General features: G+C 41.5%; 13 protein-coding genes. 11 read left to right on the top strand and 2 right to left on the bottom strand.

Annotation, left to right across the window (positions count from 1 at the left end):
• Positions 1 to 41: 41 nt before the first annotated feature.
• Both glnD and map read right to left on the bottom strand, forming a co-directional pair.
• Positions 42 to 2,663 (bottom strand): bifunctional uridylyltransferase/uridylyl-removing protein GlnD, encoded by a 2,622-nt coding sequence (gene glnD, locus C9J38_RS14595; RefSeq protein WP_107207726.1) that lies wholly within the window; start codon positions 2,661 to 2,663, stop codon positions 42 to 44.
• A 127-nt stretch (positions 2,664 to 2,790) separates the two neighbouring features.
• Positions 2,791 to 3,630: a type I methionyl aminopeptidase gene (gene map / locus C9J38_RS14590; RefSeq protein ID WP_107207725.1), complete on the bottom strand. Its 840-nt coding sequence runs from the start codon at positions 3,628 to 3,630 to the stop codon at positions 2,791 to 2,793.
• A 367-nt stretch (positions 3,631 to 3,997) separates the two neighbouring features.
• Here map and rpsB point away from each other — a divergent pair, with 367 nt between their 5' ends.
• The 11 genes from rpsB (at position 3,998) to lpxD (ending at position 15,666) form a co-directional block, all read left to right on the top strand.
• On the top strand, positions 3,998 to 4,726 hold the full coding sequence (gene rpsB, locus C9J38_RS14585) for a 30S ribosomal protein S2 (protein WP_005371655.1): 729 nt from the start codon (positions 3,998 to 4,000) through the stop codon (positions 4,724 to 4,726).
• 117 nt (positions 4,727 to 4,843) lie between these two features.
• The gene (gene tsf / locus C9J38_RS14580; protein WP_107207724.1) at positions 4,844 to 5,689 is read left to right on the top strand and encodes a translation elongation factor Ts; all 846 of its coding nucleotides are present in this window, start codon (positions 4,844 to 4,846) and stop codon (positions 5,687 to 5,689) included.
• A gap of 89 nt (positions 5,690 to 5,778) precedes the next feature.
• Positions 5,779 to 6,507, top strand: coding sequence for a UMP kinase (gene pyrH / locus C9J38_RS14575; protein WP_005371658.1), 729 nt, complete (start codon positions 5,779 to 5,781; stop codon positions 6,505 to 6,507).
• A gap of 77 nt (positions 6,508 to 6,584) precedes the next feature.
• On the top strand, positions 6,585 to 7,142 hold the full coding sequence (gene frr / locus C9J38_RS14570) for a ribosome recycling factor (RefSeq protein WP_107207723.1): 558 nt from the start codon (positions 6,585 to 6,587) through the stop codon (positions 7,140 to 7,142).
• 75 nt (positions 7,143 to 7,217) lie between these two features.
• A complete protein-coding gene (locus C9J38_RS14565) occupies positions 7,218 to 7,979 on the top strand; it encodes an isoprenyl transferase (RefSeq protein WP_107207722.1) in 762 nt (253 codons plus the stop codon).
• Positions 7,980 to 8,079: 100 nt separating this feature from the next.
• Complete coding sequence (locus tag C9J38_RS14560) at positions 8,080 to 8,928, top strand: phosphatidate cytidylyltransferase (RefSeq protein WP_107207721.1); 849 nt, start codon at positions 8,080 to 8,082, stop codon at positions 8,926 to 8,928.
• Positions 8,929 to 8,986: 58 nt separating this feature from the next.
• Positions 8,987 to 10,183 (top strand): 1-deoxy-D-xylulose-5-phosphate reductoisomerase, encoded by a 1,197-nt coding sequence (gene ispC, locus C9J38_RS14555; protein ID WP_107207720.1) that lies wholly within the window; start codon positions 8,987 to 8,989, stop codon positions 10,181 to 10,183.
• On the top strand, positions 10,180 to 11,535 hold the full coding sequence (rseP, locus tag C9J38_RS14550) for a sigma E protease regulator RseP (protein WP_107207719.1): 1,356 nt from the start codon (positions 10,180 to 10,182) through the stop codon (positions 11,533 to 11,535). The genes ispC and rseP overlap by 4 nt, the downstream gene beginning before the upstream one ends.
• A 35-nt stretch (positions 11,536 to 11,570) precedes the next feature.
• Complete coding sequence (bamA, locus tag C9J38_RS14545) at positions 11,571 to 13,997, top strand: outer membrane protein assembly factor BamA (protein ID WP_107207718.1); 2,427 nt, start codon at positions 11,571 to 11,573, stop codon at positions 13,995 to 13,997.
• Positions 13,998 to 14,014: 17 nt separating this feature from the next.
• Positions 14,015 to 14,524 (top strand): OmpH family outer membrane protein, encoded by a 510-nt coding sequence (locus C9J38_RS14540; protein WP_107207717.1) that lies wholly within the window; start codon positions 14,015 to 14,017, stop codon positions 14,522 to 14,524.
• 113 nt (positions 14,525 to 14,637) lie between these two features.
• Positions 14,638 to 15,666 (top strand): UDP-3-O-(3-hydroxymyristoyl)glucosamine N-acyltransferase, encoded by a 1,029-nt coding sequence (gene lpxD, locus C9J38_RS14535; RefSeq protein ID WP_107207716.1) that lies wholly within the window; start codon positions 14,638 to 14,640, stop codon positions 15,664 to 15,666.
• Positions 15,667 to 15,672: the final 6 nt, after the last annotated feature.

The following is a 15,672-nucleotide window of genomic DNA, read 5'->3' as shown; positions in this document are numbered from 1 at the left end:
TAATTGCAGGCTTTGTTATTTTTACCCTAATACGTTATCGGTTATGCGTGTTGATTGATTGTGCGTATTAGCGACGCTTCCAATACTTCTTGCTGCTCAACGCTAAGATTACAACCTTGATCATTAACCAGAATAAAGAAGTCCTCAGCGCGCTCACCAATCGTGGTTATTTTTGCCGCTTGCAAACTAATATTGTGTTCGGCAAATACAGCTCCCACTTTGGCTAATAATCCTGGCATGTCTAACGCAACTAATTCCATCATCGTTTTCTTGCCTGTTTTGGTCGGTAGAAAACTGACTTTAGTTTTTACATTAAAGTGTAATAGCTTACGTGGTGCTCGACGGATTTTTCGTTCAGATTTCATTACGGTTAACGCTTTGGTTAACGTGCGTCGAATAGTGGTATGACGGTTTTCATTGATTGCTTTACCGTTAGGATCTAACACCATAAAGGTATCAAGTGTGTAACCATCTTTACTATTCATTATTTGCGCGTCATGGACACTTAAGTTCTTTTTATCTAGCTCTGAAACGACGATAGCAAAAAGCTTGGCTTTATCTTTGCTATACACGAATACCTCAGTACCGCCACGGGTTGCTTTTTTACTGAGTAAGATGAGCGGTTTGTCATGATCGTGCGTGAGTAATGCTTCAGCATGCCACGCCAGTTGTTTGTGGGTATGGCGAAGAAAGTAATCAGCTTTAAAGCGTTGCCATAACACTTCAATTTCACGTGGCTGAAAACCTTTACTACGTAGCATAGCAGAGGCTAATTGTTGATTGTGACGAATACGGTCACGCACATCCGGTGTATTTTCTAAACCGCGACGTAATGCTTTTTGGGTTGAGTGGTAAAGCTCGGAGAGGAGAGTGCGCTTCCAACTGTTCCATAAGTCTTGGTTCGTGGCACAGATATCAGCAACGGTTAAGCAGACTAAATAGTCCAGACGTTCTTCATCTCGCACTTCTTTAGCAAATTCAGTGACCACTTCGGGATCGTAAATATCGCGACGTTGTGCGGTTACTGACATGAGGAGGTGTTTTTTAACTAACCATGAAACAATATTTGCTTCTGGTCGTGATAGCCCATGTTGGATACAAAATTCATAGGCATCGACAGCACCGAGTTCAGAGTGATCGCCTTTTCGACCTTTGGCGATATCGTGAAAAATAGCCGCTAGAATTAATAATTCTTTCTTAACTATGCGGGGATAGATCTCACAGCAAATCGGGTGACGTTGTTGATTTTCTGGGTCGCTAAATTTATTCAGGTTTTTGATCACACGAATACTGTGTTCATCGACGGTATAAACGTGGAATAAATCAAATTGCATTTGGCCAACAATGTGGCTCCATTGCGGTAGATAAGCGGATAACACGCCGTGACGATGCATCAAGCGAAAGGCTTTTTGCAAGGCGTTGGGTTGTCGGACCAACTCCATGAACTTTTCACGAGCGGTTGGGATTTCAATTAGGAAGAGATTCAGTCGCCGACGGGCGGTGCGAAGTTGACGCAGTGTTGGCGCTGCAATACCTTCAATCTCAGAGTTTTTAGCAACATGAAGGAACATATCTAAAATAGTTTCAGGGCGAGCTTGGAATAGCGCTGGCTTGGTGGCTTCAATTAAATGCCCCCTAATTTGAAAGTCTTCATCAAGTACCGTGGGCACGGTATCTTTTGGTTGAGTAATAATCGCTTGTTCAAATAGCTGTAGTAGCATTTTATTGAGTTCGGCTACTCGACGAAGCGTACGGTAGAACTCTTTCATCATCATTTCAACATGGCGATTACCTTCACCTTGATAACCTAAGTTGTTAGCCACTGATGCCTGATGATCAAAAGTAAGGCGATTATCATAACGACGAAGTTCGATATGTAATGCAAAGCGAATTCGCCACAGCTCATTTTGACATTCAACCAGTTCACGATACTCAGCATCAGTTAAAAAACCATGGCGACTCATTTCAAATAAGCTGGTGGCGCCAAAATGTCGGCGTGCAACCCAACTTAAGGTATGAATATCTCGCAGTCCGCCAGGGCTAGATTTTATATCAGGTTCTAAATTATAGGTGGTATCGTGATAACGAGCGTGGCGTTTTTTTTGTTCTTCTAACTTGGCTTTATAAAACGTATGACTTGGCCAGAATGCGCCATCATTAAGGGATTCAATAAGGTGATTATAGGTGCCTTTATTACCGCATAAATAACGGGCTTCGGTTAAGTTTGTTGCAACGGTTAGGTCATTTTTGCCTACATCAATACATTCAGCAACAGTACGGACACTTTGTCCTACTTCTAATCGAAGATCCCACAGTAGCGTAATAAATTCACTGACTTTTGTGCCAATCTCATCGCTAATGGGTTGTTCACTTAAAATTAAAATATCGACATCCGAAAGGGGATGAAGCTCACCACGACCATAACCACCGACGGCAACAAAAGCTAAATCTGATTGCTGTGAAAATCCATAAAAATGCCATAAACGTTGTAGTAGTTGATCTATATAGTTACTGCGAGCGGTAACTAGATCGGCAATAGGGACATGCTGAAAAAAACTTTCTTTTTGTTGTTCTGCAAAGGTGGTTAATGCATTACGTAAATTATCGAGGGTGATGTCTTGATCAAGGTAACGATCAAGTTGAAGAGAGAGGGTATCTGTCATGGCAGTCCGTGCTATTGCTAAATCTTATCTTTACTATAACGACTACCAGTGAGGAACAACATGTATAGGGAGAAAAAAACCGACACAGAAGGTCGGTTTTTATGATCGTGTTAACGAAGTCGGTATGTTATGCGTTATGCATAACGCGTGGAAGTGTCTCTTCTGTACGAAGTGTTAAAATTTCACAACCATCTTTTGTCACTAGCAGGGTATGTTCCCACTGTGCTGATTTCTTACCATCGACAGTGTAAACAGTCCAACCGTCTTGATCATCAGATTCACAACCGAATTTACCGGCGTTGATCATTGGCTCGATAGTGAAACACATGCCTTCTTTTAGTACGGTACGATCGCTGTTTTTGTAGTGAACTACTTGTGGTTCTTCGTGGAACTCATTTCCGATACCGTGACCACAGTAATCTTTAACAATAGAGAAACGGCTATTACCAGATTTGATAAACTTCTGAATAGCGGTACCAATATCACCGACACGAGCACCTGGTTTTACTTTTTTAATGGCTAAGTAAAGGCTTTCTTGTGCCACTCGACATAGACGCTTGTCTTCAAGTGATACTTCACCTACTTCAAACATTTTTGATGTATCGCCATGGTAACCATCTTTAATAACGGTTACGTCGATATTAATAATGTCACCATCTTTTAGCACTGCAGGCTTAATGTACTTGCCATTTGCTTCTGGTACTTCTTCATCAGTTAGTGCTGGAATACCATGACAGACTACGTGGTTAATTGAAGTACAGATTGATTTTGGAAAACCATGATAATTCAGTGGTGCTGGAATAGCTTGCTGATCTTTAGTGATGTAGTCATGACAAATACGGTCAAGCTCTTCTGTAGTTACACCAGCTTTAACGTGGGGTTCGATCATTTCTAGCACTTCAGCAGCCAAACGGCCCGCAACGCGCATTTTTTCAATTTCTTCAGCCGTTTTGATCTTAATGCTCATATAATCGTCTCTATTTGTATGTTTTGCTATAACACTATATTACCAGTCGCTTAGGGCTAATGGAAAGATAAGATTCATTCTCATAACCAGATTTGACTAGATTTAGCGCCTAAATATGTGGTATAAAGCGCGCCGTGATCGGTAATTTTGTTTCTTTCGATAACCTATGTTTTTGCGTAAGCACTAATATTAGATACGAAGGTGCGACTTGATTGAGTCACACATACTTATTTTATTATTCACACATATCGACACATCTGCCGGGGTGCTCGGTTACCTAATAAGGTAACAATAGCTTTATATAGTTATTATCGGGTCGGTTTTAAGATGGGATATGTGGACGCCTAACCCCATAGAGGATTATTCAATGGCAACTGTATCAATGCGCGACATGCTTCAGGCTGGTGTACACTTTGGTCACCAAACTCGTTACTGGAACCCAAAAATGAAGCCATTCATTTTCGGCGCTCGTAACCGTGTACACATCATCAACCTAGAAAAAACTGTACCAATGTTCAATGCAGCACTAGCTGAAATTGAAAAAATTGCAGCTCGTAAGGGTAAAGTTCTTTTCGTTGGTACTAAGCGCGCAGCTAGCGAATCAATCAAAGAAGCAGCAATCAGCTGTGATCAGTACTACGTAAACAACCGTTGGTTGGGTGGTATGTTGACTAACTGGAAAACTGTTCGTCAATCAATCAAGCGTCTTAAAGATCTTGAAGCTCAATCTACTGATGGTACTTTCGACAAGCTAACCAAGAAAGAAGCGCTAATGCGTACTCGTGAAATGGAAAAGCTTGAGAAGTCACTAGGTGGTATTAAGAACATGGGCGGCCTACCAGACGCAATGTTCGTAATCGGCGCTGACTGTGAGCACATCGCAATCAAAGAAGCTAACAACCTAGGTATCCCAGTATTTGCTGTTGTTGATACTAACTCTGATCCAGACGGCGTTGACTTCGTTATCCCAGGTAACGATGACGCAATCCGTGCGATCCAGCTTTACACTGGTGCTGTAGCTCAAACTGTTAAAGAAGCTCGTAACCAAGATATCGCTGTTCAAGCTGAAGAAGACGGTTTCGTAGCTGAAGCTTAATAAGTACTTGTTACTTACCGAGCCTCTTAAGTTACCTTGTGTAAACTAAGAATGGTTACCAGGGGCCGATAGGGCCCCTGATTTTTACTCGAAGAATTAAATCTGAGGATTATGACAATGGCAACAGTTACAGCTGCCCTAGTTAAAGAACTGCGCGAGCGTACTGGCGCAGGTATGATGGATTGTAAAAAAGCGCTTGTAGAAGCTAATGCTGATATCGAGCTAGCGATCGAAAACATGCGTAAGAGCGGTGCTGCAAAAGCTGCTAAGAAAGCAGGTAACGTAGCAGCTGAAGGTACTATCATCATCAAAGAAGCTGCTGGTAAAGCTGCTCTTGTTGAAGTTAACTGCCAAACTGACTTCGTTGCTAAAGACGGTAGCTTCCTAGCATTCGCTAACGAAGTTGCTGATGCAGCACTTGCGAACCATGCGTCTATCGAAGAGCTTCAAGCACAATTTGAAGAAGCACGTATCGCGTTAGTTGCTAAGATTGGTGAGAACATCTCTATCCGTCGTGTAGATTACATCGAAGGCGAGAAAGTTTCTGCTTACACTCACGGTGCTCGTATCGCTGTTGTTGTTGCTGGTAACGGCGACGAAGAAACATTAAAGCACATCGCAATGCACGTTGCTGCATCTAAGCCTGAATACGTTAACCCATCTGACGTACCAGCAGACGTAGTTGCTAAAGAGCGTGAAGTTCAAGTTGAAATCGCAATGAACGAAGGCAAGCCTAAAGAAATCGCTGAAAAGATGGTTGAAGGCCGCATGAAGAAGTTCACTGGCGAAGTTTCTCTAACTGGTCAAGCTTTCATCATGGAACCAAAGAAAACTGTTGGTGAAGTACTGAAAGAAACTGGTGCTACAGTAACTAACTTCATTCGTCTAGAAGTTGGTGAAGGTATCGAGAAAGCTCAAGAAATGAGCTTTGCAGAAGAAGTAGCAGCTGTTCAGAAGGGTTAATCCTTCTTTATAAGAATGCCAAAGACCGTAGCCAAGGCTGCGGTCTTTTTACAACTCCATATCTCAAGTTAGCCTGGAAGGTAAAACACATGACCACAAACCCAAAACCAACTTATCAACGAATTTTGCTTAAGCTAAGTGGTGAAGCACTACAAGGCGAAGAAGGTTTCGGCATTGACGCACAAGTTCTTGACCGTATGGCTCAAGAAATCAAAGAACTCGTTGAACTGGGTGTTCAAGTAGGCCTAGTTATTGGTGGTGGTAACTTATTCCGTGGTGCTGGCCTTGCAGAAGCAGGTATGAACCGAGTTGTGGGCGACCACATGGGTATGCTAGCAACTGTAATGAACGGCTTAGCAATGCGTGATTCTTTGCATCGTGCCTATGTGAACGCTCGAGTGATGTCTGCTATTCCTCTCAATGGTGTTTGTGATAACTACAACTGGGCTGATGCAATTAGCCAGTTACGCCAGGGCCGTGTCGTGATTTTCTCTGCAGGTACTGGTAACCCATTCTTTACTACTGATTCTGCAGCATGTTTACGTGGTATCGAAATTGAAGCTGATGTTGTACTAAAAGCGACCAAAGTGGATGGTGTTTACACAGATGATCCAGTTAAGAACCCAGATGCAGTACTTTGTGATAAGCTAAGCTACCAAGATGTACTTGAAAAAGAATTAAAGGTAATGGATTTAGCGGCCTTTACACTTGCTCGTGACCACAATATGCCAATTCGTGTCTTTAATATGAATAAACCAGGCGCACTACGTCGCGTAGTGATGGGTGAGCAAGAAGGTACGCTAATCACTAGCGCTTAAGCAAAAGTGGGCAACTGATTAATTGAAAAAAGTACGATTACTTTTTTACTGTGACCGAATTATCAAGGGTATTTATCGTGATTAACGAAATCAAACAAGACGCGCAAGTGCGCATGGAAAAAAGTGTTGATGCACTACGAAATCAACTAGTAAAAATCCGTACAGGTCGTGCTCACCCAAGCCTACTTGATACGATTCATGTTGAGTACTACGGTGCGAACACTCCGTTAAACCAAGTGGCAAACGTGGTTGCTGAAGATGCTCGTACTCTTGCTATCACTGTATTTGACCGTGAACTAGCACCAAAAGTAGAAAAAGCGATCATGATGTCGGATTTGGGTCTAAACCCAATGTCTGCAGGTACTGTGATCCGTGTTCCTCTTCCACCACTTACAGAAGAGCGTCGTCGCGATCTTGTTAAGATTGTACGTGCAGAAGCAGAGCAAGGCCGTGTTGCTGTTCGTAACATTCGTCGCGATGCAAATGCAACGGTTAAAGGTCTACTAAAAGATAAAGAAATTTCTGAAGACGATGATCGTCGTGCACAAGATGAAATTCAGAAATTAACCGACGATGCTATTAAGAATATCGATGCAGTTCTTGAAGTAAAAGAAAAAGAGTTAATGGAAGTTTAAAACTATATTCGTTAGGTTTTAAATGGCTAGAGGCGCTGTGCGTGCAGCACAGCGCCTTTTTTTTGAGGGATAGAGATGGCAGAGCATTCAATCGAGGCTGGGCTTTCGGCAGATTGTCTTCCTAAACACATTGCTGTGATTATGGATGGTAATGGTCGTTGGGCAAAAGCCAAAGGCAAAGCTCGGGTGTTTGGTCACAAGGCTGGCGTAGAAGCCGTGCGAAAAACAGTCTCTACTGCTAATCGTCTTGGTATAAAAGCTTTGACACTATTTGCTTTTAGTAGTGAAAACTGGCGTCGTCCCGAGGCGGAGGTTTCACTATTGATGGAGCTCTTCATGACGGTATTAAGTCGTGAAGTAAAAAGATTACATAAGAATAATATTCAATTACGTATTATTGGTGATAAGCGTCGTTTTAGTCAGCGCTTACAAGATAAAATTTCAGCGGCAGAGGAATTAACCGCTGACAATACCGGTATGGTATTGAACATTGCAGCAAATTACGGCGGGCAATGGGATATTTTAGAAGCGGCTAAAAAGCTAGCTCAGCAGGCGATTGATAATGAACTTGATCTCGCAACCGTAACGGAACAAGATTTAGAGTCAGGGCTCTCAACGTATGGGTTACCAGAGGTTGATCTATTGATCCGTACCAGTGGTGAGTGCCGAATTAGTAACTTTATGTTATGGCAGGTAGCTTATGCGGAGTTATTTTTCACAGAAGAGCACTGGCCTGATTTTGATGAATCAAGTTTATTGAATGCTGTTGCTTGGTTCGTGACTCGTGAACGCCGTTTTGGCTGTACTGGCGAACAAATACAAGCATTGTTAAAATAAGAGTTATTACTTTTCGCCAATGCACAGTGATGTGTGTTGGCGTTATTATTTACAGTAAATATGGCCTTTGCCTATACAATAATTATATAGAGGACGCAGTTTGCTAAAGCAACGAATTATTACCGCATTAATCCTCGCACCACTTGTTATTGCGGGGATCTTTTTCTTACCATTTCCAGCCTTTGTGGCAGCCATTGCGGCAATAACATTATTGGGTTTTTGGGAATGGACACAGTTTATTAATACATCATCTCGCATCCGTGCAATGATTCTACCTGTGATTGCATTAGGTGCTAGCCTAGTGTTATTACCAGTAGATACAGCGTCTCTTTCGGCGATGAGTAATGGGTTACATGGCATGTTATTAGTAGGCGGAATATGGTGGCTAATTGCATCTATATTAGCCATTACATATCCTAAAACTGATAAGTTATGGGCATCTAATTCTTTTGTTAAACAGATTTTTGGCTTGTTAACACTGCTCCCGTTTTTTTGGAGTATTTTAATGTTACGTGCTGTAGATTACAGCATCGATTCGTATCATGGTGCTAAACTTGTTCTATTGGTTTGTTTCTTAGTTTGGTCTGCAGATACTGGCGCATACTTTTCAGGTAAGCGTTTTGGTAAGCATAAAATGGCGCCAGCCGTTAGCCCAAATAAAACGATTGAAGGTTTAGTCGGTGGGGTAATTTTAGCTGTTATTATTACTTGGCTAATGGCCCAACTTCTTTCTATCCCGTTTGTCTCAATTTCAAGCTTGTTATCGATAGCTATTATTACTGTTGTCATCTCTGTGCTTGGTGATTTAGTTGAAAGCATGTTTAAACGTGCTTCTGGCGTTAAAGATAGCGGTAACATATTACCCGGACATGGTGGCATATTAGATCGTATTGATAGCTTAACCGCAGCAATACCTGTTTTTGCATTACTTTATCTTTGGTTAATGTAAGCCACCTCTTTTCTAAGGCAGCCATTACGCTGCCTTTTTTGTAAATGTAAGTGATTTTATGCGTAAGTTAACGATCCTAGGAGCGACGGGCTCAATAGGTAGCAGTACTTTAAATGTCGTTGCTAAAAACCCTGAGCTATTTGAAGTAGTAGCACTTGCTGCTGGTTCAAATGTTGAAAAAATGTTTGCGCTTTGTCAGCAATGGCAACCGAAATTTGTCGCAATGTTTGATAGTAAGGCTGCAGCAGAATTGGCGACCTTATTAAAGCAGCAAGAAATTGCTACAACAGTGCTTAGTGGTGAGCAAGGTGTTTGTGAAGTCGCAGCACTTGATGATGCCGACACTGTAATGGCGGCGATTGTTGGCGCAGCGGGTTTATTACCAACAATGGCTGCAGTGAAAAAAGGTAAACGTATTTTACTTGCTAATAAAGAAGCGCTGGTGATGACTGGGCAAATGTTCATTGATGCTTGTGAACAGTATGGCGCTGAATTATTACCTGTTGATAGTGAGCATAATGCAATTTTTCAATCGTTGCCGACCAATATTCAGCAGTGTATGGGACGTTGTGATTTATCAGCATCAGGCGTGAGTAAAGTGCTATTGACGGGGTCTGGTGGTCCGTTTCGATACACTGATATTGCAGAGTTAGATAATGTGACACCAGCGATGGCGATTGCTCATCCTAATTGGTCAATGGGACCAAAAATCTCTGTGGATTCAGCCACAATGATGAATAAAGGTCTAGAGTATATTGAAGCACGCTGGTTATTTAATGCCAGTCGTGAGCAAATGGATGTCATTATTCATCCGCAGTCTGTTATTCACTCAATGGTGCAATATAAAGATGGTTCTGTTATTGCACAAATGGGGTTACCCGATATGTGTACGCCGATTGCTTGTGCAATGGCATACCCAGAGCGTGTCGATGCAGGCGTTGCTCCGCTTGATTTTAGTCAAATTGGTGAATTTACTTTTATGAAACCAGACTTTGATCGTTATCCATGTTTAAAGCTCGCTATTGATGCGTGCTATCAAGGGCAAGCGGCAACAACGACTTTGAATGCTGCTAATGAAATGGCTGTTGCGGCATTTTTAGCAGGTGAAATTTGCTTCACAGATATTGCTAAAGTGAACCAAAAAGTGCTAGAAATAGCCGTGCTTGTTGAACCTCACAATATTGCAGAGGTAATGGAAATAGATAAACAAGCTCGTCAACTTGCTTCAGATGTCATCACCAAGGAATTTGCATGATTGAATTTATCCGCAATTTAAGTGCTTTTTTAGTTGCTCTAGGAATATTGATTGCTGTCCATGAATTTGGTCACTTTTGGGTTGCTCGCCGTTGTGGTGTATATGTTGAACGCTTTTCGATTGGTTTCGGTAAGGCACTTTTTCGTCGTAAAGGAAAAGACGGAACAGAATATACATTGGCAATGATCCCGCTGGGCGGCTATGTAAAAATGCTTGATGAGCGGGTAGAAGAAGTGCCTGCAGAAAAGCGTCATATGGCGTTTAATAACAAAAAACTTTGGCAACGAAGTGCAATTGTTGCTGCGGGTCCTTTTGCTAACTTTATTTTTGCTATTTTTGCATATTGGGTTGTGTATCTTATTGGGGTTCCTGCATTAAAGCCGTTTATTGGTGAAGTGGCTCCACAATCGATCGCGGCACAAGCAGGAATTACACCTGGAATGGAACTTAAATCTATTTCAGGAATCGAAACATCAGATTGGGAATCAGCCAATATGGCAATGGTTTCTCATATTGGTGATAAGAGCATGGTGATCACAGCGACAGAGCCTGACAGTAATGTCATCGTGACGCGCACTTTAGATCTATCTCATTGGTCTTATGATCCTGAGTCTCAGCAAGTACTAAAAACATTAGGTATTACGCCTTATCGGCCTAAAATTACGTTAAATGTCGCGCAATTGGTTGATAATAGTGCTGCAGTAGATGCAGGATTTAAATTAAATGATAAGATTGTAGCAATTGATAAAAAACCTGTAACTGAATGGCAGCAGTTTGTTGATGCGGTGCGTACGCACCCTGAGCAACCGCTTTCAGTTGAAGTGTTGCGAGATGATGAACCAGTGATGTTATCATTAGTTCCTCGTAGCAAGGTTGAACCAGATGGTAATCAAGTTGGCTATGTAGGATTAGCACCTGCGATTGAACCGTGGCCTGAATCTTATAAAGTAAACTTGCAGTTTGGTCCAATTGAAGCTGCGGTTAAAGCAACAGAAAAAACTAAGCAATTAGTGACGCTAACTTTTGATATGGTCACTAAACTGTTTACAGGTGATGTTGCAATTAAAAACCTCAGTGGACCGATATCCATTGCAAAAGGTGCAGGAATGACCGCCGACTTTGGTCTGGTCTACTTTCTTGGATTTTTAGCACTGATAAGTGTCAATTTAGGTATAGTTAATTTGTTACCGCTTCCGGTGTTGGATGGAGGACATTTAATGTTTTTCGCCATTGAAGCTGTAACCCGTCGTCCTGTGTCAGAACGAATTCAGGATATTGGCTATAGAGTGGGATCAGCCGTTTTGGTTGCGTTAATGGCCGTTGCGCTATTCAATGATTTTACCCGTCTTTAATAATGCGTTTTTAGCAAGGAATAATCAGAACAGTAATGGCGATTAAAAAACTGTTGGTCGCATCGCTGCTTTTAACCAGTAGCGTTGCGCATAGTGCGGAAGATAAATTTGTAGTTGATAACATTCGTTTTGAAGGACTTCAGCGTGTTACGTTAGGTGCGGCATTGTTAAAAATGCCTGTCCGCGTTGGAGATACTGTTGATCAACAGGATATTTCAGAACTAATAAAATCACTTTATTCTTCAGGCAACTTTGAAAATATTCGAGTATATCGTGACGGCAATACGCTTCAGATCGATGTAACAGAGCGTCCTACTATTGCTGATATTACTTTCTCAGGTAACAAAGCAATCAAAGCTGAGCAGCTAAAAGAAAATTTAGAAGCATCAGGTTTGCGAGTGGGTGAAGCGCTTGATCGTACGACGTTACGAAAAATTGAAAAAGGGCTAGAGGATTTCTATTACAGTGTTGGTAAATACAACGCAACGGTAGAAGCTGTTGTTACGCCTCTGCCTCGTAATCGTGCTGATATTAAATTTGTTTTCACTGAAGGTGTGTCTGCAAAAATTAAGCAGATTAACATTTTAGGTAACCATGTTTTCAGTGATGACGAATTACGCAGCAAGTTTAAACTAAAGGACGATGTGCCTTGGTGGAACTTCATGGCGAATGAAAAATATCAGAAACAAGTATTACAAGGTGATTTAGAAACACTGCGCTCTCAATACTTGAATAATGGTTATTTGAAATATCGACTTGATGATACACAAGTGTCTATTTCTCCGGATAAAAAAGGCGTGTATATCACTCTTAAAATCCATGAAGGGCATCAATATAAAGTTAAGAATGTACAGTTCCGTGGTGATGTTGCAGGTCGCGTTGCTGAGTTCGATAAGCTGGTAACATTTAAGAATGGCTCTGTATATAACGGCGCTGCAGTTACATCGCTAGAAGAAGCGATTAAGCGTAAGCTTGGTGAAGAAGGTTACGCTTACCCGAAAGTAACGACATACCCTGAGTTTGATGATAAGACCAATGAAGTATCATTGGTTGTTAATGTTGAACAAGGCAAACGTATTTACGTTCGTAATATCGAGTTCCGTGGTAATACCAATACTAAAGATGAAGTTTTACGCCGTGAAATGCGTCAAATGGAAGGTACTTGGTTAAATGCGAAGAAGATTGAAACAGGTAAAGCACGTTTAAACCGAACGGGCTTCTTTGAAAATGTTGATGTACAAACGGTACGAGTACCTGGTTCTGATGATCAGGTTGACATTAAGTACAACGTGAAAGAAGCCAATTCTGGTAGTGTTAACTTTGGTGTTGGTTACGGTACTGAATCAGGTATTAGTTTCCAAGCCGGTTTAACTCAAGATAACTTCTTAGGTACGGGTAATCGTTTTGGTATCAATGCGATGACGAACGATTATTCGAAAAATATCAGTCTTGAGTACAATGATCCTTACTTCACGATAAATAACGTAAGCTTGGGTGGTAAGATTTACTATAACGAGTTTAAAGCTTCTGATGCCAATATCTCGGATTACACCAACCAAAGCTACGGTACAAGCTTAACGTGGGGCTTCCCATTTAATGAGTTGAACTACTTTAACTTTAGTTTGGGTTACGATCACAATAAGATTTCGAACACTCAAGATTATTACCAAATTCAGCAGTTTAAAAAGATTCATGGCTTTGATCTCGATAGCGATAGTGCGATCACCCTTGATGATTTTAGTTGGACATTTGGCTGGACACGCAACAACTTAAACCGAGGTTACTTCCCAACCTCTGGTAACCGCCAAGACTTCTCATTTAAGATGACAATTCCTGGTTCTGACTCACAGTACTTCAAAGCGCAGTACAACGTTCGTCAATACATACCATTAACAGAGAGCCAAGACTTTAGCTTATTACTACGTGGTAAGTTGGGTTACGGTAATGGCTACGGTAAAACGGATAATGGTAGCGATCAGCTAATGCCATTCTATGAAAACTTCTATGCCGGTGGCTTTAGTTCAATTCGTGGTTTCCGTTCAAATACTGTAGGTCCAAAAGCGGTATTTGTTGGTGGTTGTGGCGTTAATGGTCAAGGTAATAACAACTGTGCGACAGGTACTGATGATGCAGCAGGTGGTAATGCCATTGCGCTTGCAAGTATGGAGCTAATTGTTCCAACGCCATTTGCTTCTGGTGAGTTGAAAAACCAAATCCGTACCAGTTTCTTTGTTGATGCTGGTTCTGTTTGGGATACAGAATATAACCTGAATTATAAGAGCAGCGATGGTCAAAAACTGGCAAATTACTCAGATCCAGGTATGATCCGCGCTTCTGCCGGTGCAGCTTTACAGTGGATGTCGCCAATGGGTCCACTTGTATTCTCGATTGCGAAACCAATCAAGAAATATGAAGGGGATGATGAGGAATTCTTCACATTCACTATTGGTCAGACATTCTAATTTTGAGGAGAGAACTTTTGAAACAATGGATTAAAGCAGCAAGTCTTGGCTTGGTAATTCTATCTTCGTCTATGTACGCAAATGCAGCGGAAGCTGCTCAAAAAATTGGTTACGTATCTACTGGTCAAGCAATGTCTGAGTTAGCTCAGCGTTACAAGGTTCAAGAGAAGTTAAAGAAAGAATTCAGTGGTCGTGTTGCGGCTCTACGTTCTATCGAAACTAAGATGAAGACCAAGATTGATAAATTGAAGCGTGATGGTGAACTAATGAGTTCAGATCAACGTCAAAAGCTTCAACGTGAGCTTGCTCAACTTGATTCTGATTACAAACTAAAAGCACAAGCACTTGCTGAAGATCAACGCCGTCGTGGTATGGAAGAAGAGCAGAAGCTTGTTAAGAAAATCCGTACAGCGATTGATACAGTAGCAGAGAAAAACGGTTATAACATCGTGCTAGATGCACAAGCTGTTTTATTCGCAAATAAGAAAGATGATCTTTCTTCTAAAGTGATTGCTGCGGTAAAATAATCAGTAATATGAAGCAATAATGATTGGTATATCGTTATTTTCACGATATACCAGTTTTTAGTGTATCTAACAGCCACTTTTGTGGCTGTTGTTACAATAGGTATAAGGTAAATATGGCTGCAATCACACTTGCTAAACTAGCTGAAAAATTAGGTGCAGAGCTTCAAGGCGACGGCTCGGTGGAAATTCATTCTATTGCTGGGATGAGCAAGGCAGTGGAAGGTCAAATAACGTTCCTTTCTGATAGCAAATACCGTAAGCAACTTACTGATTGCAAGGCTGATGCAGTAATGCTACGAGAAGCGGATGTCGAATTCTTCCAAGGTAATGCACTGGTTGTAAAAGATCCTTACTTAAGCTACGCATTAGTTGCACAACTATTAGATACAACGCCAGCAGCAGCAACCGAGATAGCGGCATCTGCATTTGTAGATCCAACGGCTACGCTTGGTCATAACGTTGCTATTGGCCATAACGCAGTGATTGAAGCGGGTGTTACCTTAGGTAATAACGTGCAAATTGGTGCAGGTTGTTTTATCGGTAAAAATGTGGTCATTGGTGATAACACTAAATTATGGGCCAATGTCACTATCTACCACAATGTAAAGTTAGGTAGCGATTGTTTAGTGCAATCAAGCACGGTTATTGGTGCTGATGGCTTCGGTTACGCTAATGATAAAGGTGAGTGGGTAAAAATCCCTCAATTGGGCTCTGTGCGTATTGGTAATCGTGTTGAAATTGGTTCATGTACGACGATTGACCGTGGTGCACTCGATGACACCATTATTGAAGACAATGTGATCATTGATAACCAAATGCAAATCGCCCATAACGTGCAGATCGGATATGGTACAGCGATGGCGGGTGGTACAATTATCGCTGGTAGCACCAAAATTGGTAAATATTGTATTATTGGTGGTGCATCAGTATTAAATGGCCATATCAACATTGCTGATGGTGTAACCATCACTGGTATGGGCATGGTAATGCGAAGTATTGAAGAAAAAGGCATGTACTCTTCAGGTATTCCATTACAAACAAACCGCGAATGGCGTAAAACTGCAACGCGTGTTCATCGTATTGATGATATGAACAAACGTTTAAAAGCTGTTGAAAAAGAACTCGCAGCGAAAGGTAAGTAAGTTTTT

The organism is Photobacterium sp. GB-210 (genome assembly GCF_003026075.1).
Classification (GTDB): Bacteria; Pseudomonadota; Gammaproteobacteria; order Enterobacterales; family Vibrionaceae; genus Photobacterium.
Note: the sequence above shows the minus strand (reverse complement) of the source record. Positions and strands in the feature narration are given on the sequence as shown.

What these genes read in the sequence shown, in the direction of transcription:
- rpsB (WP_005371655.1), top strand. Translation starts at nt 3,998, where the DNA reads ATGGCAACTGTATCAATGCGCGACATGCTTCAGGCTGGTGTACACTTT.
- glnD (WP_107207726.1), bottom strand. Translation starts at nt 2,663, where the DNA reads ATGACAGATACCCTCTCTCTTCAACTTGATCGTTACCTTGATCAAGAC.
- ispC (WP_107207720.1), top strand. Translation starts at nt 8,987, where the DNA reads ATGCGTAAGTTAACGATCCTAGGAGCGACGGGCTCAATAGGTAGCAGT.
- rseP (WP_107207719.1), top strand. Translation starts at nt 10,180, where the DNA reads ATGATTGAATTTATCCGCAATTTAAGTGCTTTTTTAGTTGCTCTAGGA.
- pyrH (WP_005371658.1), top strand. Translation starts at nt 5,779, where the DNA reads ATGACCACAAACCCAAAACCAACTTATCAACGAATTTTGCTTAAGCTA.
- lpxD (WP_107207716.1), top strand. Translation starts at nt 14,638, where the DNA reads ATGGCTGCAATCACACTTGCTAAACTAGCTGAAAAATTAGGTGCAGAG.
- tsf (WP_107207724.1), top strand. Translation starts at nt 4,844, where the DNA reads ATGGCAACAGTTACAGCTGCCCTAGTTAAAGAACTGCGCGAGCGTACT.
- C9J38_RS14565 (WP_107207722.1), top strand. Translation starts at nt 7,218, where the DNA reads ATGGCAGAGCATTCAATCGAGGCTGGGCTTTCGGCAGATTGTCTTCCT.
- bamA (WP_107207718.1), top strand. Translation starts at nt 11,571, where the DNA reads ATGGCGATTAAAAAACTGTTGGTCGCATCGCTGCTTTTAACCAGTAGC.
- map (WP_107207725.1), bottom strand. Translation starts at nt 3,630, where the DNA reads ATGAGCATTAAGATCAAAACGGCTGAAGAAATTGAAAAAATGCGCGTT.